The organism is Pseudodonghicola flavimaris (genome assembly GCF_030164425.1).
Taxonomy (GTDB): Bacteria; Pseudomonadota; Alphaproteobacteria; order Rhodobacterales; family Rhodobacteraceae; genus Pseudodonghicola; species Pseudodonghicola flavimaris.
The window spans coordinates 17705-37636 of record NZ_JASNJD010000001.1; the positions used below are offsets into that span (position 1 = coordinate 17705).

General features: G+C 65.7%; 18 protein-coding genes. 15 read left to right on the forward strand and 3 right to left on the reverse strand.

Annotation, left to right across the window (positions count from 1 at the left end; genetic code table 11):
• Window positions 1–71 precede the first annotated feature (71 nt).
• Window positions 72–1223 carry an acyl-CoA dehydrogenase family protein gene (locus QO033_RS00075; protein ID WP_284478872.1) on the reverse strand — a complete coding sequence of 384 codons (1152 nt, stop codon included), beginning with the start codon at window positions 1221–1223 and terminating at the stop codon, window positions 72–74.
• Between the two features lie 72 nt (window positions 1224–1295).
• Complete coding sequence (locus QO033_RS00080; RefSeq protein ID WP_284478873.1) at window positions 1296–2174, reverse strand: LysR substrate-binding domain-containing protein; 879 nt, start codon at window positions 2172–2174, stop codon at window positions 1296–1298.
• Window positions 2175–2369: 195 nt separating this feature from the next.
• Between QO033_RS00080 and QO033_RS00085 the strand changes: the two genes are divergently transcribed.
• The 9 genes from QO033_RS00085 (at window position 2370) to QO033_RS00125 (ending at window position 13305) form a co-directional block, all read left to right on the forward strand.
• The gene (locus tag QO033_RS00085; RefSeq protein ID WP_284478874.1) at window positions 2370–4028 is read left to right on the forward strand and encodes a Na/Pi cotransporter family protein; all 1659 of its coding nucleotides are present in this window, start codon (window positions 2370–2372) and stop codon (window positions 4026–4028) included.
• Between the two features lie 215 nt (window positions 4029–4243).
• Window positions 4244–5449, forward strand: a complete 1206-nt coding sequence (locus tag QO033_RS00090; protein ID WP_284478875.1) for a 2-aminoethylphosphonate--pyruvate transaminase — start codon at window positions 4244–4246, stop codon at window positions 5447–5449.
• The gene (phnX, locus tag QO033_RS00095; RefSeq protein ID WP_284478876.1) at window positions 5446–6225 is read left to right on the forward strand and encodes a phosphonoacetaldehyde hydrolase; all 780 of its coding nucleotides are present in this window, start codon (window positions 5446–5448) and stop codon (window positions 6223–6225) included. The genes QO033_RS00090 and phnX overlap by 4 nt, the downstream gene beginning before the upstream one ends.
• Window positions 6226–6296: 71 nt before the next feature.
• Window positions 6297–7724 (forward strand): amidase, encoded by a 1428-nt coding sequence (locus QO033_RS00100; protein ID WP_284478877.1) that lies wholly within the window; start codon window positions 6297–6299, stop codon window positions 7722–7724.
• Between the two features lie 69 nt (window positions 7725–7793).
• A complete protein-coding gene (locus QO033_RS00105; RefSeq protein WP_284478878.1) occupies window positions 7794–9305 on the forward strand; it encodes a sulfatase-like hydrolase/transferase in 1512 nt (503 codons plus the stop codon).
• Between the two features lie 238 nt (window positions 9306–9543).
• Window positions 9544–11118, forward strand: a complete 1575-nt coding sequence (locus tag QO033_RS00110) for an ABC transporter substrate-binding protein (RefSeq protein ID WP_284478879.1) — start codon at window positions 9544–9546, stop codon at window positions 11116–11118.
• Between the two features lie 140 nt (window positions 11119–11258).
• Window positions 11259–11903: a TetR/AcrR family transcriptional regulator gene (locus tag QO033_RS00115; protein ID WP_284478880.1), complete on the forward strand. Its 645-nt coding sequence runs from the start codon at window positions 11259–11261 to the stop codon at window positions 11901–11903.
• A complete protein-coding gene (locus QO033_RS00120) occupies window positions 11900–12310 on the forward strand; it encodes an organic hydroperoxide resistance protein (protein WP_284478881.1) in 411 nt (136 codons plus the stop codon). Before QO033_RS00115 ends, QO033_RS00120 begins: the two co-directional genes overlap by 4 nt.
• A gap of 17 nt (window positions 12311–12327) precedes the next feature.
• Window positions 12328–13305: a zinc-binding dehydrogenase gene (locus QO033_RS00125; RefSeq protein WP_284478882.1), complete on the forward strand. Its 978-nt coding sequence runs from the start codon at window positions 12328–12330 to the stop codon at window positions 13303–13305.
• A 4-nt stretch (window positions 13306–13309) separates the two neighbouring features.
• Here QO033_RS00125 and QO033_RS00130 read toward each other — a convergent pair whose 3' ends face one another.
• Window positions 13310–14230 carry a LysR family transcriptional regulator gene (locus QO033_RS00130; protein ID WP_284478883.1) on the reverse strand — a complete coding sequence of 307 codons (921 nt, stop codon included), beginning with the start codon at window positions 14228–14230 and terminating at the stop codon, window positions 13310–13312.
• Between the two features lie 223 nt (window positions 14231–14453).
• Between QO033_RS00130 and QO033_RS00135 the strand changes: the two genes are divergently transcribed.
• The 6 genes from QO033_RS00135 to torT all read left to right on the forward strand — a co-directional run bounded on the left by QO033_RS00135 (window position 14454) and on the right by torT (window position 19863).
• On the forward strand, window positions 14454–15236 hold the full coding sequence (locus QO033_RS00135; protein WP_284478884.1) for a 5-oxoprolinase subunit PxpA: 783 nt from the start codon (window positions 14454–14456) through the stop codon (window positions 15234–15236).
• A gap of 31 nt (window positions 15237–15267) precedes the next feature.
• Window positions 15268–15504 (forward strand): acetyl-CoA carboxylase, encoded by a 237-nt coding sequence (locus QO033_RS00140; RefSeq protein WP_284478885.1) that lies wholly within the window; start codon window positions 15268–15270, stop codon window positions 15502–15504.
• 3 nt (window positions 15505–15507) lie between these two features.
• Window positions 15508–16890, forward strand: a complete 1383-nt coding sequence (locus tag QO033_RS00145; RefSeq protein WP_284478886.1) for an acetyl-CoA carboxylase biotin carboxylase subunit — start codon at window positions 15508–15510, stop codon at window positions 16888–16890.
• On the forward strand, window positions 16887–17762 hold the full coding sequence (locus tag QO033_RS00150) for a 5-oxoprolinase subunit B family protein (protein WP_284478887.1): 876 nt from the start codon (window positions 16887–16889) through the stop codon (window positions 17760–17762). Before QO033_RS00145 ends, QO033_RS00150 begins: the two co-directional genes overlap by 4 nt.
• Complete coding sequence (locus tag QO033_RS00155; protein WP_284478888.1) at window positions 17752–18723, forward strand: 5-oxoprolinase subunit C family protein; 972 nt, start codon at window positions 17752–17754, stop codon at window positions 18721–18723. The genes QO033_RS00150 and QO033_RS00155 overlap by 11 nt, the downstream gene beginning before the upstream one ends.
• A 69-nt stretch (window positions 18724–18792) precedes the next feature.
• A complete protein-coding gene (gene torT, locus QO033_RS00160; RefSeq protein ID WP_284478889.1) occupies window positions 18793–19863 on the forward strand; it encodes a TMAO reductase system periplasmic protein TorT in 1071 nt (356 codons plus the stop codon).
• The last annotated feature ends 69 nt before the right edge of the window (window positions 19864–19932 follow it).

Here is a 19932-nt window from a genome sequence, read left to right on the forward strand (position 1 = left end):
GCAAGAGGCAGGGACCCCACTTGTGCCGAGCCGCCGTGACGTTCCGTCAGAGGCCGGGGCCGCCGGCGGCCTCAGCCCTGCGGATGGGTGCCCATGAACTTGGTCAGGATCTGCAGCATCACCTCATCCGCGCCGCCGCCGATCGAGGTCAGCCGCGTGTCGCGGAAGATTTGCGAGATCTCGCTGTCTTCGCTGTAGCCCATGCCGCCCCAGAACTGCAGGCAGCCATCGGCGATCCGGCGTGACAATTGCCCGGCCAGCAGCTTGGCCATGGTGGCGGTGCGGGTGGCGTCCTGGCCGGCCTCGATCTCAGCCACGCCCTGCCAGCTCAGCGCCTGGAGCGCCGAGAGTTCGCATTGCATTTCCGCCAGCTTGAAGGCGACCCACTGGTTGTCGAGGATGGCCTTGCCGAAAGCCTGACGCTCGCGGGTATAGGCGATGGTGCAGTCGATGGCGCGCTGCAGTACGCCCACGGTGTTCAGCGAGCCCCAGAGCCTTTCGTACTGGAACTGCTCCATCTGATAGAGAAACCCCATGTTCTCTTCGCCGATGCAGTTGGACTGCGGCACCCGCACCTCGTCGAAATAGAGCTGCGCGGTGTCGGAACAGCGCATGCCGATCTTGTCGATCTTGCGGGTGACTTCGACCCCTTTGCTGTCCATCGGCACCACGATCAGCGATTTGTTCCTGTGGACCGGCCCGTCGCCGGTATTGGCCAGCAGGCAGCAGAAATCGGCCTGGGTGCCGTTGGTGATCCACATCTTGGCGCCATTGATGATGTAGTCGCTGCCGTCCTTGCGCGCGCTGGTGCGGATCGCCGCCACATCCGATCCGGCGCCGGGTTCCGAGACGCCGATGCAGCCGACCCGCTCGCCGGAGATGGCCGGGCGCAGAAACGCCTCACGCAGGGCATCGCTGCCATGTTTCTCCAGCGCCGGGGTACACATGTCGGTCTGCACCCCGATGGCCAGGGCCACGCCGCCGGGCTGGACGGCGCCGAGCGTTTCCGCCGCCACCGCCGCATAGGAGAACCCGAGCCCCATGCCGCCGAACGCGACCGATTTGCTGATCCCCAGAAGCCCCAGATCCCCTAGCGAACGGAACACCTTATGGGCTGGAAAGATGCCGGCGGCCTCCCATTCGGCGGTGTTCGGGTTCACTTCGGTGTCGATCCAGCGGCGCAGGCTGCGGCGCAGTTCTTCGTGTTCGTGGGTCAGCTGCATGCGTCCTCTCCGCTCCGGGTCCGGGCGGATCGGCTCTAGCATGGGGGCGGTCAAGCGACTTGTGCGGTCGCGCTATGGTGCCGGGTCGTCCGCCAGCCCGCGGGCGATCTCGAAGAACGCCCGGACCAGCTTGGCGCCAGCGCGTTCGCGCAGGCAGATCAGCGCCTCGTCCATCAGCATCGGCGGCGCGGCGATCTCGATCGGGGTGAACCGGCTGTCGGCGCCGAATTCGGCGATGGAGACAAAGCCCACTCCGGCGCCTGAGGCCACGATTTCGCGGACCGCCTCGCGTCCTTCGGCCTCGATGGTGGGGCTCAGGGTCAGCCCTTCGGCGGCGGCCAGTTCCTCCAGCCGGTGGCGGGTCTTCGATCCCTTCTCACGCAGTACCAGGGGAAAGCGGGTCAGCTCCTCCAGGCTCAGGCGTCCGGCCGTTGCCGCCGGGTGGTCGCGATGGGCGAAGGCGATGATCGGGGTGGAGTTCAGTTTCAGCGTGACGAAATCACGGCCCCTCGGCATTTCGCCCAGAACCCCCAGATCGGCCTCATAGGCGTGCAGCCCGTCCAGAACGCTCTGGGTGTTGCCGCTGCGCAGGGTGATGCGCACACCGGGGTATTTCTCGCGAAACCTGCCCAGCACCGGCACCAGGTGATGCGCCGCATCGGCGACGATCCGCAGTTCTCCGGACCGCAGGGCACGGGATTCGGTCAGCAGTTCCAGCGCCTGCTGCTCCACATCGAACATTCGCCGGGTGATCGACAGCAGCTCCTCCCCCTCGCGGGTGAGGGTGACCTGCTTGTTGCGCCGGTTGAACAGGAGGATGTCGTATTCCTCCTCCAGCTTGCGCACCTGATCCGAAATCGCCGGCTGAGTCAGGAACAGCGCCTCCGCCGCGCGGGAAAAGCCGCCGCAGATGGCGACGTAGTGAAAGGCGCGGAGCTGGACGTATCGCATGTGGCGGATCCCGGAAGGTGGCGACCGGGGCGAGTTTATTCATAAGGCCAGTAAATTGAAATCTCGAAAATAACGATTTTACAGATGGATTGCGGATGCGCATGACTGATCCGGCAAGAGGCGCGACAGGGAAGGGACGAACATGGCAGCAGACGGGCAGAGCGGTATCCTTTCCCCGGACCGGGCGCGGCGGGAATGAGCGGCACGGTGGTTCTGCTGCATATGGCGGGTGCGGTGGCGCTGCTTCTCTGGGCGACGCGAATGGTGCGCACCGGGGTGGAGCGGGGCTGGGGCAAGCTGTTGCGGCACCGGCTGCGGGCGACGATGGATCGCCCGGTTCTGGCCGCCGGCACCGGTTTCGGCCTGGCGGTGCTGCTGCAAAGCTCCACCGCGGTGACGCTGCTGGTCGGCTCCTTCGCCGGCAGCGGGCTGATGACCGGGCTCGCCGGGGTTCTGGCGGTGCGCGGTGCCGAGGTCGGCTCCGCCGTGCTGGTCCGGGTGCTGAGCTTCGATCTGACGCTGCTGTCGCCGCTGTGCCTGATCCTCGGCACGGTGGCCTTTCTGGGCACGGAGCGGCGCGGCGGACGGCAGATCGGGCGGGTGCTGGTGGGCATCGGCCTGCTGATCCTGTCGCTGGAGCTGATGGGCCGCGCCTCGGTGCCGCTGCGCGACAGCACGCTCTTGCCGGTGCTGGCCGGCTATCTTCAGGGCGACCCGGTGACCGCATGCCTGATCATGGCGCTGCTGACCTATCTGCTGCAGTCCTCTATCGCCGCGGTGCTGCTGCTGGCGGCGCTGGCCGGGCAGGGGGCGATCGGGGCGGAGCTCGGGGTGGTGATGGTGCTGGGGGTCAACCTCGGGTCGTCCTTCATCGCACCGGTTCTGACGCGGCGCGCGGCGCCGGCCTTTCAGGTGGTGCCGCTGGGCAATCTCTTGATGCGCGGTGCCGGATCGCTGGCGGTGTTGGCGGTGCTGCTGCTGGGGCGGGCCGATCTGTCCTGGCTGGGGCAGGAGGCAGCCGACCGGATCGTGCAGGCGCATATCGCCTTCAACCTGCTGATCTTCGTCGTCGGCCTGCCGTTGTCGCCGCTGATCGTCAGGCTGAGCACCCGGCTGGCGGCGCTGCAGGCGCCGGGGCCGGCACCGACCGCGGAAACCGAGGTCAGCGCGCTGGATGAGACGGCGCTGGACCGGCCGCGGCAGGCGCTGGTCCATGCCACCCGCGAGGTGGTCCGCATGTGCGAGACCGTCGAGGCGATGCTGGACCGGGTGATCGACCTCTACGACGGGGCGTCGCCGCAGGCGATCCGCGATCTTGCGGCGCTGGACGATCGGATCGACCGCCGCCACCGGAGCATTCGCCTCTACCTCGCGCGGATCGCCGAGCGGGAGATGGGCCCGGAGGAGGCCCGCCGCTGCGAGGACCTGCTGGAGGCCTGTCTCAAGCTGGAGCAGGTCGGCGATCTGGTTGCTGGTAATCTGCTGGCGCAGGTCCGCAAGAAGCAGGACCGGGACATCGCCTTCAGCGCCGAGGACTGGCGCGAGCTCTGTGCCTTTCACGCCACCGTCCTGGCCAATGCCCGGCTGGTCTTCAATCTGATCGTGTCGGAGGATGCGGAGACCGCGCGGCTGCTGGTTCAGCGCAAGGACCGGCTGCGCGCGGCGGAACGGGCGGCGGGGCATCGTCAGTTCACCCGGCTCAGGCAGCGCGGCGCGGCGGAGACCGGCGGCGCCTCGATCCAGCTGGATACACTGCGCGATCTCAAGCAGATCAACGCGCTTTTGACCTCGATCGCCTATCCGGTGCTGGAGGCGCAGGGGGCGCTGCGCGGATCGCGTCTGCGCGCCGTTTGACCGGGCGCCGGGGTGTCACACCACTGTCAGCCATACGGTCTAGGGTCATGATCCGGCCGGCCTGTTCGGTGGCGCGACCGGGGCGGCAGCGGGGACTTCGCGCTGCCCGGTCGGGATCATAGAAAATTCCGATGGATAAATAATTTTAAAAGATTTTACAGATGAATGCGCCCCGCGCAATGTGGCGCCAACTCCAGACCCGAAGGAGAGGACGAATGACTGCTGAGGGCACCTTCCCGCCGCCGAAACTGGGCGAGCCCTATCTGCTGACCCCGGGGCCGCTGACCACGGCCTATGAGGTGAAACAGGCGATGCTGCGCGACTGGGGCAGCTGGGACGCCGATTTCCGCGCCATGACCGCCGAGATGCGGGCGCGTCTGGTCGCCATGCTGGGCGCCGGAGGCGAAGACTTCGCCTGCGTGCCGATGCAGGGATCGGGTTCCTATCTGGTTGAGGCGATGCTGGGCAGCTTCGTGCCGAAGGACGGCAAGGTTCTGGTGCTGGCCAACGGCGCCTATGGGCTGCGCGCCGCCAAGACCTGCAACACCATCGGCCGGCCGCATCATCTGCTGGATATGGGCGACTACATGCCGCCGCGCGGCGCCGATGTCGCCCGCATCCTGGCAGCGGATCCGGCGATCACCCATGTGTTGGCGATTCACTGCGAGACCTCCTCGGGCATCCTGAACCCGATGGCGGAGATTTCCGAGGCCACCTATGCCGCCGGGCGCAAGCTGTTGATCGACAGCATGTCCGCCTTTGGTGCCGTGCCGCTGGAACCGGGGGAGATCCGCTTCGAGGCGATGGTCTCTTCCGCCAACAAATGCATCGAGGGCGTGCCGGGCTTCGGCTTCGTGCTGGCGCGGCAATCTGAGCTGGAGGCGGCAAAGGGGCGGTCGCATTCCCTCGCGCTCGATGTGCATGCGCAATGGGACTATATGGAGACCACCGGCCAGTGGCGATTCACCCCGCCGACCCATGTGGTCGCCGCCTTTATCGAGGCGTTGCGGATGCACGAGGCCGAGGGCGGCGTGGCCGCCCGGGGCGCGCGCTATGCCAACAACCGTGACGTGATGGTCGCGGGCATGCGCAGGCTGGGGTTCGAGACGCTGCTGGATGAGACCTGGCTGTCGCCGATCATCGTCACCTTCTTCAACCCCGCCGATCCGAAGTTCGATTTCACCCGTTTTTACGAGCTGATGAAGGACAAGGGGTTCATCATCTATCCGGGCAAGCTGACGGTGGTGGACAGCTTCCGTATCGGTTGTATCGGTCGGATGGATGCTGCCGTGATGACCCGGGTGGTCGAGGCCGCCCGCGACAGCCTGGCAGAGCTTGGGGTGGCAAGCGCCGCACCGCCGGCCGCCGCATTGGAAGAACGCGCCAAACTGGCCGCAGCAGAGCAGAGGAAAACCGCATGACCCGTTTCAAGGCCGCCGTCTTCGACTGGGCCGGCACCATCGTCGATTTCGGCTCTTTCGCGCCGATGGGCGTCTTCGTGAAGGCCTTTGCCCAATTCGGCATCGCGGCGACCATCGAACAGGCGCGCGGGCCCATGGGCTCGGCCAAATGGGACCATATCCGCGCGATGATGAACATGCCCGAGATCGCCGCGCAATGGGCCGCGAAATACGGCGCGGCGCCCACCGATGCCGATGTCGACAAGGTCTATGAGATCTTCGTACCGATGAATGAAAAGGTCGCCGCCGATTACGCTGATCTGGTGCCGGGCGCCAAACAGGCGGTGGACGAGCTGCGGGCGATGGGGCTCAAGATCGGGTCGACCACCGGTTATACCCGCTCGATCATGGAGCATGTTCTGCCGGTGGCGGCCGCCCAGGGCTATGAGCCCGACAATCTGATTTGTGCCGACGATCTGCCCGAGGGGCGGCCCGGCCCCTTGGGGATGTATCAATGCATGGTCGATCTGGTGGCCTATCCGCCGTCGGCCATCGTCAAGGTTGACGACACCGCGCCGGGGATCGGTGAGGGGGTGGCGGCGGGCTGCCTGACCGTCGGCGTCGCGATGTCGGGCAATGCGGTGGGCAAGACGCCCGAGGAGCTGGCGGCGCTGCCGGCGGAGGAGGTCGAGGCGTTGCGTGCCCATGCGACGCAGATCCTGAAGGACGCCGGCGCCGACTACGTGATCGACACGGTGGCCGACTTGCCGGAGCTGCTGCGACAGCTCGACGCCTGACGTTTCGGGGCCCCGCGATTGCCGGGGCCCTTTTCCACTTCACGACAACAGACCGCCCGGGAGATATGGCGATGACAAAAGAGCTCTGGAGCTGGACCGCCGCCGAGCTGGCCACGGCCATTGCAGTGGGCGATGTTTCCAGCGTTGAGGCGACGGAAGCCGCGCTTGCCCGGATGGAGGCGGTGAACCCGGCGCTGAACGCGGTGGTCGACGCGCTGCCGGATCAGGCGCTGCAAGACGCCCGCGCCGCCGATGCCGCCCGCGCCCGGGGCGAGGCGCTGGGGCTGCTGCATGGGGTGCCGGTCACCACCAAGATGAACGCCGACTACAAGGGCCGCGCCACCGCCAACGGCGTCGTCGCCTTCGCCGATCTGATCGCGCCCGAGGACGGCTCTGCCGTGCGGTCGCTGCGCCGGAACGGGGCGGTGATCATCGGGCGGACCAACACGCCGGCCTTCTCGATGAGCTTCTTCACCGATAACGACCTCTTCGGGCCGACGATGAACCCCTACGATCCGGAGACCACCCCGGCGGGGTCCTCGGGCGGGGCGGGCGCGGCGGTGGCCGCCGGCATCGGTGCCTTGGCCCATGGCAGCGATATCGGCGGTTCGATCCGGCTGCCGGCCTATGTAAACGGGGTTTTCGGGCTGCGGCCGACGGCGGGGATTCTGCCCTGTCACAACCCCTCGTCCTCGGGCGAGCGGATGGTGGTGTCGCAGGTTGCCTCGGTCCAGGGGCCGCTGGCGCGCTGCGTCCGGGATGTCCGTCTCGGGCTGCGGGCGCTGAGCCTGTGGGATCCGCGCGACCCGCTGCAGGTGGCGATGCCGGCCATTGATCCGGCCTATGTGGCGCGCCCCTGCAAGGTGGCGGTTATCCGGGAGCCCGAGGGCTGCGAGGCCGACCCGGAGGTGATCGATGCCATCGACCGCGCCGCGCGGGCGCTGTCTGAGGCCGGCTATACCGTCGAGGAGGTAGAGACCCCCTCGCTCCTGATGGCGGCGGATCTCTGGCAGACGCTTCTGGGCAATGAGATGATGAGCGGATCGCTGCCCACCATCCGCAAGCTGGGCGATGCACGGGTGAACCGGCTGGTCGACCTGATGGTCGAGATCGCCGAGCCGCTGGATCGCGACGGCTTCATGGCAGCCTTCGCCAGCCGCAGCACGGTGCTGCGCCAATGGCAGCTGCTGTTCGCCACCCATCCCATCGTGCTGACGGCACCGTCCTGGCGCCGGCCCTATCCGACCCGGCACGAGATGCAGCCCGAGGTGACCGGCCGGACCTATCTGACCGAGCTGGCGCCGGCCTTCATGCCGCCGATCCTGGGGCTGCCGGGCTTCTCGGTGCCGATGGGAGAGGTCGATGGGCTGCCCACCGGGGTGCAGCTTCTGTCGGCGCGGTTTGCCGAAAACATGCTGCTGGCCGCCGGCGAGGTGCTGGAACGGAGCCAGCCGCTGGTGCGCCCGATCGAGCCGCGCGCCGCGCGTCATCGCGGCTGATCCCCATATCAGCACCTGCGGCGGCCTCGGCCGGCGCGGGGCCCGTTTCCCGGTCTCAGGAGCGTCAGCATGACCGCACGTCGCAATCTGCTTTTCGTGGTGATCGACCAGTTCCGCGCCGATTGCCTGCACGGGGCGCTGGCCGATCATGTGGAGCTGCCGAACCTGCGCAGCCTGATGGGCGATGCGGTCAGCTTCCGGCGCCATTATTCGGTGACCAACCCATGTGGGCCGTCGCGCGCCTCGATCCTGACCGGGCAATATGCGATGAACCACCGGGCGGTGCGCAATGGTACGCCGCTGCCGGCCGATACCCCCACTCTGGCGACGGAACTGCGCCGGGGAGGTTATCGGCCGCTGCTCTATGGCTATACCGACAGCTCCGTCGATCCGCGTGGCCGCGATCCGCGCGATCCGGCGCTGGCCTCTTACGAAGAGGTGATGACCGGTTTTGACGAGGCGCTGGAGATGCGACTGGAGGAAAGCTGGCCCTGGCGGGCGCATCTGGCGGCGCGCGGCTATCAGGTGCCGGAGGGGGCGGAGATCTTCCGGCCCTTGGGCGACCGCCCCGACGACCCGGCGCTCTATCGGGCGGAGGACAGCGATACCGCCTTTCTGACCGACCGGGTGCTGGCCGAACTGGCGGTACGGCCCGCCGGCTGGTGCGCCCATGTCACCTATATCCGGCCGCATCCGCCGCTGGTGGCGCCGGCGCCCTACAACCGCATGTACGATCCCGCCAGCCTGCCGCCGGCGGCGACGGTATCGGGGGCGGCGGGGGATCACCCGATCAACGCCCCGGCACGGGCGGCGCAGGCGATCGCGCGCAACGTGGTGGGCTTTCCCGATCTGCAGCCGACGGCGGAGGCCGTGGCGATGCTGCGGGCGATCTATCTGGGGCTGGCAACCGAGGTGGATCATCACATCGGCCGCATCCTGACCCAGCTGAAACAGAGCGGCCAGTATGACGAGACGCTGCTGATCGTCACCGCCGATCATGGTGAGTTGCTGGGGGACTACGGGCTCTGGGGCAAGATGACCTATCACGAGGCGGCCTATCACGTGCCGCTGATCGTGCGCGATCCGGATCATCCGCAGGGCTTCGGCACGGCGGTGACGCTGGCCACCGAATCCACCGACGTGGCACCGACGATCCTGGATCTGCTGGGCATCGACATCCCCGATACGATGGACGGGCGCAGCCTGGCGCCCTTCCTCGATGGTGCAACGCCGGAAGGCTGGCGCGACAGCAGCTATTCCGAGCTGGACTTCGGTGATCCGCTGCGGCCGACGCCGGGGCAGCAGGCGCTGGGGCTTGGCGCCGACCGGGCGAACCTCTGCATCCTGCGGCACGGGCGGTATACGCTGGTGCATCTGAACGGCGGGCTGCCGCCGTTGCTGTTCGACCGCGACGGGGCAGGGGAGGCGGAGAATATCGCCGCCCGTCCGGAGGCACAGCCCCTGCTTTTGGAGATGACCCGGGGGCTGCTGGATCACCGGATGGCCCACGCCCAGGGGCGGTTCGCCTGGACCATGATCACGCCGGACGGCCCGCGCCGCGCCACGCGGCACCATCGCTGACCGCTTGACCCCACGGATCGCCGGACGGCCCGTGCAGGGAGGGGAGGGCGATGCGACCAACATCGGAAAAATCGTTAAATGAATACAAAATAGCGATTTTACAGATAATCTCTTGCCGCCCATGGTTTTCCTGCCGGCGCATCGAACCGGGCCTGCCCTTTGGTCGCGACCGGCGCCGACAGATCAGAACCGCAGGACCGGGCGCACCGGTCCGCAGCCCCGACAGGAGAGACTGAAGATGAAATTCCCCACCGCCCTTGCCCTTGCCGCGGGTCTCGCGCTCAGCGGGCTTTCGGGTCTGCCGGCCATGGCCGGCCCCGATGATGGCGGCACGCTGGTGATCGGCTCGCTCAACGTGCCGCGCCATTTCAACATGGCGATCCAGACCGGGATCGCCACCGCGCTGCCCGCCACCCAGATCTTCGCCAGCCCGCTGCGCTATGACGACGATTGGACACCGCAGCCCTATCTGGCCAAGAGCTGGGAGGTCAGCGACGACGGGCTGAGCGTGACCCTGCATCTGGTGGATAACGCGCTGTTTCACGACGGTACGCCGGTGACATCGGAGGACGTCAAGTTCTCCATCGGGATCATCAAGGCCAATCACCCGTTCCGCACCATGCTGGCGCCGGTGGAGACGGTGGAGACCCCCGATCCGCTGACCGTGATCCTGCATTTGTCGCAGCCGCATCCGGCGCTGCTGCTGTCGATGTCGCCGAACCTGATGCCGATCCTGCCCAAGCACATCTATGGCGAGGGGGATATCAAGACCCACCCGGCGAATATGGCGCCGGTGGGCTCCGGCCCCTTCGAATTCGTCGAGTACAAGCAGAGCCAGTATATCAAGCTGAAGAAATTCGACCGGTTCTTCATCGAAGGCCGGCCGCATCTGGACGAGATCCTGATCCAGCTGTTTTCCGAACCGAGCAGCATGGTGCTGTCGACCAAGAACGGCGATCTGGACATGGTGCCCTTCCTTAGTGCGCCCCGCGATATCAAGCGGATGGCAGGCTATGACGGGATCGTCATCGACACCCGTGGCGGCGAGGCGAACGGGCCGTTGAACTGGATCGCCTTCAACACGCAGAAACCGCCGCTGAACGATCTGCGGGTGCGCCAGGCCATCGCCTATGGCATCGACCGCAATTTCATCCTCAAGGCGCTGATGCAGGGGCAGGCGCCGGAGGCGACGGGGCCGATCGCTCCGGGTTCGCCCTTCTACACCGATGAGGTGGAGCGCTACGGGCTCGATCTGGACAAATCCCGCGCGCTGCTGGACGCGGCCGGCTTCGCCCCGGGCGCCGACGGGCTGCGGTTCTCCCTGACGATGGATTTCATTCCGGGGCAGGAGGAACTGGGGCGCAACATCGCGGAATACCTGCGTTCACAGCTGAAGAAGATCGGCATCGGCATTGAAGTGCGCGTCGCCCCCGATTTTCCGACCTGGGCGCAGCGGGTGGCGAATTACGATTTCGACCTGACTGAGGATGTGGTCTTCAACACCGGCGATCCGGTGTTGGGGGTGAATCGCACCTATCTGTCGTCGAATATCCGCAAGGGGGTGATCTGGTCGAATACCCAGCAATATTCCAACCCGCGGGTGGATGAGCTGTTGGAACAGGCGGCGGTGGAGACCGATCCGGAGAAGCGCAAGGCGCTTTACAAGGAGTTCCAGCAGATCGTCGTCGCCGATCTGCCGATCTATTACCTCAACGAGGTGCCGGTGCGCACTGCGCGCAAGAGCGATCTGATGGATGTGCCGGTGGGGATCTGGGGCGCGACCGCACCGATGGACAAGACCTATTGGAAATAACCGGGCTCCCGAGCGGGCTCGGGGGCTTTGGCTGGGTCACAGGGGACGGCCTCCGCAATGCGCGGGGGCCGTTGGCTTGTTCGGGGTGGTCACGGAAAAGTAACTAGACGACCGGTCTATTAATGATTAGGTCACGGCGCATGAGCAGATCCGAGAAAGCCGAGGCGACTCGCCAATCCATCCTTGACCGGGGCCAGATGCTGGTGCTGCAGAAGGGCTTTGTCGGCGTCGGCCTGCAGGAGATCCTGAAGGCCTCCGGCGTGCCGAAGGGCTCGTTCTATTACTACTTCCCGTCGAAGGAGGCCTTCGGCTGTGCCCTGCTCCAGCGCTATGTCGAGGGTTATCTGGCGCAGATGGATCAGTTGCTGGCTGCCGATTTGCCGGATGGCCGCATCCGGCTGATGCGCTACTGGTCGGCCTGGCTGGCAGGGCCGGAGGACCCGGCGCGCGGCTGGGCCGAGGATTGCCTGGTGGTGAAACTGGCCGCCGAGGTTGCCGATCTGTCCGAAGACATGCGCCGGGTGCTGAACGACGGTGTCGCCGCGCTGGTGGCGCGGATCGCAGGGATGATCGCTGAGGCCCGCGCCGACGGATCGCTGCCCGCCGGGGCACCACCGCAGGCGCTGGCGCAGATGCTCTATCAGATGTGGCTGGGGGCGGCGCTCTTGACCAAGCTCAGCCGCGACCGAACCGCGATGCAGCAGGCCTTTACCGCGACCGAGGCGCTGCTGGTCTGCCCCGGACCGCAGGCCGCGACCCCCAATTTTTCAGGAGGACGATCATGAAGATCTTCTACAAGACCCGGGCCACCGCCACCGGCGGCCGCTCCGGCCATACCGAACTGGATGACGGCAGCCTGGGCTTCGATCTGGCGATGCCCGGTTCGGGCAAGTCCGGCCCCAATCCCGAACAGCTCTTTGCGCTGGGCTATGCCGCCTGTTTCGACAGCGCCATGGCGGTGGTGGCGAAACAGCTGGGGCTGGACGCCAGTGGCAGCAAAACCTCGGTCGAGGTCGGTATCGGCCAGACGCCGGAGGGCGGCTACAAGCTGGATCTGGATATCTACATCGACGTGCCGGGTCTGGCTGAGGCGGAGGCGCAGAAGCTGGTCGCCGCGACGCATCAGGTTTGCCCCTATTCCAACGCCACCCGCGACAATATCGACGTGCGCCTGCACGTGACTTCTGCCTGACGCCAAGGAATACCACTATGCGGACTGCAACTCATGCGACTTTCGGCGATCCGGCCGAGGTTCTGGCCCCCGTCGATGCGCCCCTGCCGGAGCCTGCCGCCGGTCAGGTGCGGATCAAAACCATCCTGTCGCCGATCCACAACCACGATCTTTGGACCGTGCGCGGCCAGTACGGCTACAAACCCGAGCTTCCGGCCATCGGCGGCTCCGAAGCCGTCGGCATCATCGATGCGTTGGGCGACGGGGTCGAGGGCGTGGCCCTGGGGCAGCGGGTTGCCGTTGCCGGTGCGCATGGCACCTGGGCGGAATATTTCGCCGTCTCCGCCAAGGGGCTGGTGCCGCTGCCCGAGGCGATTGCCGATGAGGCGGCGGCGCAGCTGATCGCCATGCCGTTCAGCGCCCTGACGCTGCTGGAATTCCTTGAGGTCAAGGAAGGCGACTGGATCGTCCAGAACACCGCCAATGGCATGGTCGGCAAGGCGGTCGCCATGCTGGGCAAGGCGCGCGGCATCAATGCGATCAACCTGGTGCGTCGCGACGCCGGCATTGGCGAGCTTGAGGCGCTGGGGATCGGCAATGCGGTCTCCACCGCGGCCGAGGGCTGGAAGACGCAGGTGCGGGCGCTGGCCGGCGACGCGCCGATCCGGGCGGCGGTCGATTCCCTCGGCGGCACCGCCAGCGGCGATCTGCTGTCGTTGCTGGGCGATGACGGGCTTCTGGTCTCCTTCGGCACCATGACCGGCGAGCCGATGCAGATCTCCTCGGGCGATCTGATCTTCAAGCAGGCGGTGGTCAAGGGGTTCTGGGGTGCCAAGGTCAGTGCCGCCATGCCGCCCGATACCCGCAACCAGCTGTTCGGCGAACTGCTGCGGCTGGTGATGTCCGGCGCGGTGCAGCTGCCGGTCGAGGCGATCTTTCCGCTCGACCGGATCGGCGACGCGGTGCGCGCCTCGCTGGCGCCGGGCAAGTCCGGCAAGGTGCTGCTGAAGCCCTGACCGCTCAGCCCCGTGCCAGCGAAAACGGTGTTTGGGGCAGGGCGTAGCACTGTTTGAAATAGTCCACGAGGACCGAGACGGGGCGCGAGAATTCGAGGCCCCGTCGCCAGGCAAGACCCACATCCATCGACGGGATTTCCTTGTCGGTGGTGATCGTGCCGATGCGTTTGCCCTCCAGCGACCAGGGGCGATAGACCATGTCCGACAGCATCGTCACCCCCTGACCGTTCGCCACCATCGACCGCACCGCCTCGACCGAGGAGGTGCGCAGCTTCACCTGCGGCTGAAAGCTGGTCAGGCTCCAGTATTTCATCGTCGTATGGGCGGCCTCGTCGACCGTCAGCATGATGTAATCCTCCTGCGCGATCTCCTCGAAACTGGCCTTGCCGCGGCGCTGGAAGGGGTGATTGTAGGGCACCCAGAGCCGCCGGGTCGACTTCAGCAGCGTCTCACTTTCCAGTTCGGGGTTGTTGATGTTCGAGGTCAGCAGCACGGCCATGTCGAAGCGGTTCGACAGCAGTCCCTCTTCGATGCTTTCGCGGTTCAGTTCGCTCAGCCGGATTTCCAGCCCGGGATAGAGATGCTTCAGCCGGTCCAGGTGGTAGGGCAGGAAATAGCCGATGACCGTATAGGTCGCGGCGAGAGAGATCACGCCGGTGACGGTGGAATGCCGGCGGGTGAGCTTGGTGGCTTCTTCCAGCTTCAGCAGAATCTCCCGCGCCGAGGCGAGGAATTCTCGTCCCGCCTCGGTCAGTTCCATCCCGTGGGAGGAGCGCAGGAACAGGTCGGTGCCCAGCTCTGCCTCAAGATCGCGGATCGCCCCGGTGACCGAGGATTGCGAGATCGCCAGCAGGTTCGCGGCGCGGCTGACCTGACCCGATTCAGCCGTGGCCACGAAATACTTGAGGTGTCGAATGTTCATCATGGTCGGATATCCGATTTCCTGCGGTCAAGATATCTGATTTTCAGATACCCTTGTGATTTGTGCTGAACTCCTGGGGAAAATCGACGCTTTCTCAAGGGGTTTCGCGGGGTGGCCTGTCGTGGTGGTATCGGATTTTCCGAATTTGCATCTGCGGCATTTAGAATTTTACTTATGTGCGGAAGGAAAGGGAAGATGCCTCTCGAAGACTAACAGAGGCGAGACCATGCGTGGCATCATCGATCTGAACTGTGATATGGGCGAGGGCTTCGGCCACTGGACCCTGGGGGAGGCACCGGACGAGGACCTGATGGAGCTAATCAGCTCGGCCAATATTGCGGCCGGGTTTCATGCAGGCGATCCCAGTACGATGGACCGCGTGATCAAGCTGGCGCAGCAGCATGGCGTCGGGGTCGGCGCGCATCCAGGGTACCGCGACCTGCAGGGCTTCGGCCGCCGCTATATCCGCACCTCCTCCGAAGAGCTGGTCAACGACATCGTCTATCAGATCGGTGCGATCCGAGAGTTCGGCCGCCGCTACGGGGTCCAGCTTCAGCACATCAAGCCGCACGGCGCGCTCTATATGGAAGCCGCGGTGAACGAGGAACTGTCGCAGCATCTGGTCGACACCCTCAGCAAGACCTGCGGCGATGCGATCCTGTTCTGCATGGGCGTCTCCAAGACCTATGAGATCGCCAAGCGTATGGGGCAGCGGGTGGTGCGCGAATTCTATGCCGACCGCGATTATGACGACAGCGGTTCGATCGTCTTCGCCCGCCAGGTGGCCCGCACCGATCCGCAGGCGATTGCCGACAAGTGCCTGCGCGCCTGTCAGGAGGGTGTCGTGCGCACGGTGACCGGCAAGGATGTGGCGATCGAGTTTGAATCGATCTGCTTCCACTCCGACACGCCCGGCGCGCTGGAGAACGGCCGGGCGATCCGCAAGACGCTGCAAGACAACGGTATCACCATCGCGCCCGCCGCGACGGTTCTTGAAAACATGGCCTGACCCGAAATCGGCCCAACAGGAGAGCAAGATAATGGCACAAATCCAATCCCCCCTGCCCGGAACCTTCTATCACAAACCCTCGCCGGAAGAGCCCGCCTATAAGGCCAAGGGCGACGCGGTGGCCGTGGACGACGTGATCGGGCTGATCGAGGTGATGAAGACCTTCATCGAGGTCAAGGCCGAAGCGGCGGGCACTTTCGCCGGCTACGTGGCCGAGAACGAGACGCCGGTGATGGCCGGTGCGGTTCTGGCGGAGCTGGACGACTGACCGATGACCATCAGCCGTCTTTTCATCGCTAACCGGGGGGAGATCGCGGTCCGGATCATTCGGGCCGCGCGGGAGCTGGGCATTCACACCATTCAGGCCTATTCCGAGGGCGACGCCGATATGCTGGCCGTCAAGCTCGCGGACGAAGCGGTCTGCATCGGGCCGGCCCCCTCGAAGGACTCCTATCTGGATATCGCCAAGGTCGTGGCAGCGGCGAAGCAGACGCATGCCGACGCAGTGCATCCGGGATACGGGTTCCTGTCGGAAAGCCCGGCCTTTGCCCGGGCGCTGGCCGAGGCCGGGATCGCCTATGTCGGCCCCTCTGCCGAAACCATCGAGCGGATGGGCGACAAGGTCGCCGCGCGTCAGGCCGCCGAGGCCGCAGGCGTGCCGGTGGTGCCGGGCTCCAAGGGCCGGATCGGCACCGTCGACGAGGCCGCAGAGGTTGCCAAGACCGTCGGCTATCCGGTGATGATCAAGGCGGCCGCCGGCGGTGGAGGCCGCGGCATCCGTATCGCCGCCGATGAGGCCGAGCTGCGCAAGCTGGCGCCGCAGGCCCAGCAAGAGGCGCAGGCCGCTTTCGGCGACGGCGGGCTCTATCTGGAGCGCGCGGTGCAGAACCCCCGCCATATCGAGGTGCAAGTCCTCGGCGACGGCGAAACCGCGATCCACTGCTACGAACGCGAATGCTCGCTGCAACGGCGGCGGCAGAAGGTCTGGGAAGAGGCCGGTGCGGTCTGTCTCGACGACGAGACGCGCGAGACGCTCTGTGCCTCGGCGGTCGCGCTGGCCCAGGCGGTGAACTATCGCGGGGCGGGGACGCTGGAATATCTCTACGACAGCGACCGTAACGAGTTCTACTTCATCGAGATGAACACCCGCATCCAGGTGGAGCATCCGGTGACCGAGATGATCACCGGCGTCGATCTGGTGCAGGAGATGATCAAGGTCTGCGGCGGTGAGAAGCTGAGCCTGACGCAGGCGGATATCGCCTGCACCGGCCACGCCATCGAGGTGCGGATCAACGCCGAAGACCCGTTGATGCAATTCATGCCCTGGCCGGGCAAGGTCGGCGCCATGACCCTGCCCGCGGGCGAGGGGGTGCGCTTCGATCACTTCCTCTACGAGGGCTATCAGATCCCGCCCTTCTACGACTCGCTGCTGGGCAAGCTGATCGTCCATGCGCCGACCCGCGCCGAGGCGATCGACAAGCTTGCCGCCGCGCTGGAGGAGCTGAGCCTCGAAGGGCTGAAGACCACCGCGCCGCTGCACAAGGCGCTGGCGGCCGATCCCGGCGTTCGCGCCGGCGATTTCCATACCCAGTGGCTCGAACCCTGGCTGGCGGCCGGCAATCTGACAAAAGCAACAACAGGAGGTGTTTCGTGAAGACACGATATTCTTACGGCGGCGACGAACACATCTACGTCGAAGTGGATGAGGAAATGTCGCTGGACGCGTTCTTCATCTCTTTGTCGATGAGCAACGCGGTGCGCGAGGCCAATATCCCCGGCGTGACCGAGATCTGCCCTGCCAACGCATCCTTCGAGGTGCGGTTCGACCCCGATGTGATCGCGCCGGCCGATATGATGGAGCGGATCAAGGAGCTGGAGCACAAGGCGGAAACCGCCGAGAAGCGGCTCTCCACCCGGATCATCGAAATCCCGGTGTTCTTCCAGGACCCCTGGACGCATGAGACGCTAATGCGCTTCCGCGAGCGGCATCAGGACCCCAGCGGCTCCGATCTCGATTACGCCGCCCGGATCAACGGCTACGACAGTGTCGAGGCCTTTATCGAGGCGTTTCACTCCCAGCCCTGGTTCGTGTCCATGGTGGGCTTCGTCGCGGGTCTGCCGTTCCTCTATCAGCTGGTGGATCGCGACAAGCAGCTCGAGGTGCCGAAATACCTGCGCCCGCGCACCGACACGCCGAAACAGACGGTCGGCTATGGCGGCTGCTTCTCCTGCATCTATTCGGTGCGAGGCGCCGGCGGCTATCAGATGTTCGGCATCACCCCCATGCCGATCTTCGACCCGGAACAGGAAGTCTCCTACCTCAAGGACTTCATGGTGTTCTTCAAGCCGGGCGACATCGTGAAATGGAAGCCGATCGACCAGGCCGAATACGATCGCATCCTCAAAGAGGTGGAGCAGGGCAGCTACACCCCCCGCATCGCCGAGGTCGACTTCGATCTCGACGCCTTCAACGCCGATATGACCGGCTTCAACGCCAAGCTGATGGAGGCGCTCAATGACGCTTAAGATTGTCAAACCCGGGCTCGCCACCTCGATCCAGGATCTGGGCCGTCCCGGCTATTTTCACCTCGGCATTCCCGAAGGCGGCGCGATGGATCGTCTGGCCCTGCGCGCGGCGAACCTTCTGGTTGGCAACCCCGAAGACGCCGCCTGTCTCGAAGCGGTGTTCATGGGCCCCGAGATCACCTTCGACAAGGCGGCCAGCGTCGCCATCACCGGTGGCGAGATGCCGATCCTGGTCGATGGAGAGCCGAAAGAGAGCTGGACCAGCTTCACCGTCGAGGCGGGTCAGACGCTGAGCTTCGGGTTCCTGAAGTCGGGTGCGCGGATCTATATCGCCGTCTCCGGTGGTATCGCCACCGAACCGGCACTGGGCAGCCGTTCGACCTATCCGATCGGCGCATTGGGCGGCTTCCATGGCCGTAACATCGCCGCCGGCGACGAGGTGCCGGTGGGCGAGGGCGCGCTGGTGGAAGAGGGGCGCACTGTCCCGGCCGACCTGCGCCGCGGTCCGGGCAACCCGGCCGAACTGCGGGTGCTGACCGGTCTCTACTGGTATCGTCTGACCGAGAAGTCGGGCGAGGCCTTCTTCAACGACACCTGGACCGTCGCGCCCGAGGCAGACCGCATGGGTTATCGGTTCCGTGGCGGCCTGCCGATGGAATTCGTCGAGCGCGAGCAGCCTTTCGGCGCCGGGGCTGATCCCTCGAACATCGTCGATGGCTGCTATTCCTACGGCTCCATCCAGGTGCCGGGCGGTTCGGAACCCATCGTGCTGCATCGCGACGCGGTGTCGGGCGGTGGCTACTTCACCCTGGGCGCGGTGATCTCGGCGGACATGGATCTGATCGGGCAGCTGCAGCCCAATACATCGGTGAAATTCATCAAGGTCGAGATGGACGAGGCCCTGCAGGCGCGTGCCGACCGCAAGGCCCTGATCGAGAAAATCCGAAAAGAGCTCGTCTAAGAGCCGGACAATAAACCCAAATCGCGGCTCGCCGCTTTGAAATGTGTAACTGACAAGGAGGTCAGAACAATGAAGCTCACCCTGAAGACTGCCGCAGCCCTGGCGCTGGCGACCGTCATCCCCGCCAGCGCCTTCGCGGCGGACTGGTTCCCCTATCCGGCCGAACAGGTGACCCCGGCTTTCGCCGCCGACGGCAAAGTCAGCGACGTCACCTACACGCCGCTTGCCAAGGCCGAGAAGCCCTGGAACATCTGCGTGTCCTTCCCGCATATGAAAGACGCCTATTGGCTGGGGGTCGACTATGGTGTCGCCGATGAAGCCGCGCGGCTTGGCGTCAAGATGAACCTGGTCGAAGCCGGGGGCTACACCGAGCTGAACAAGCAGATCAGCCAGATCGAGGACTGCGTGTCCAGCGGTGCCGACGCCGTGGTGATTGGCGCGATCTCCTATGAGGGGCTGAACAGCGTCGTCAAAGAGGTCGCCGGCAAGGGGATCCCGGTGATCGACGTCATCAATGGCATGTCCTCGCCCGACATCGCCGCCAAGTCGCTGGTTTCCTTCAAGACCATGGGTTTTGAGACTGGCAAGTACCTGGCCGAAAAACACCCCGCCGGCTCCGAGCCGGTCAAGGTCGGCTGGTTCCCCGGACCGGCAGGCGCGGGCTGGGTCGAGGCCGCCAACGAGGGTTTCATGGAAGCCGTCAAGGGCTCGGCCGTCGAGGTGCTGGAACCCCGCTATGGCGACACCGGCAAGGAAGCCCAGCTCAAGCTGGTCGAGGACGTGCTGCAGGCCAACCCCGATGTCCGCTATCTGGCCGGCACCGCGGTGACCGCCGAAGCCGCTCAGGGCCTGATCCGCGAGCGCGGGCTCAAGGGCAAGGTCGATCTGCTGGCCTTCTACATGACCCCGGGCGTCTACACCGGCATCAAACGCGGTTTCATCCTGGCCGCGCCGGCAGACTCGATGGTCATCCAGGGCCGGATCGCCATGGATCAGGCGGTGCGTGTGCTGGAAGGCAAGGACTACATGAAACATGTGGGTCCGAAGATCTTCGTCGTCGATCCGTCGAACATCAACGATGTCCCGCGTGGAAACATCCTGCCGCCGGATGGGTTCAAGCCGGTCTTCACGGTCGACTAAGACCCGCGACCTGAGCCGATACCGCGGGCCGGGCGATCCTGTCCGGCCCGCATTCCTTCCGGAGGCGGA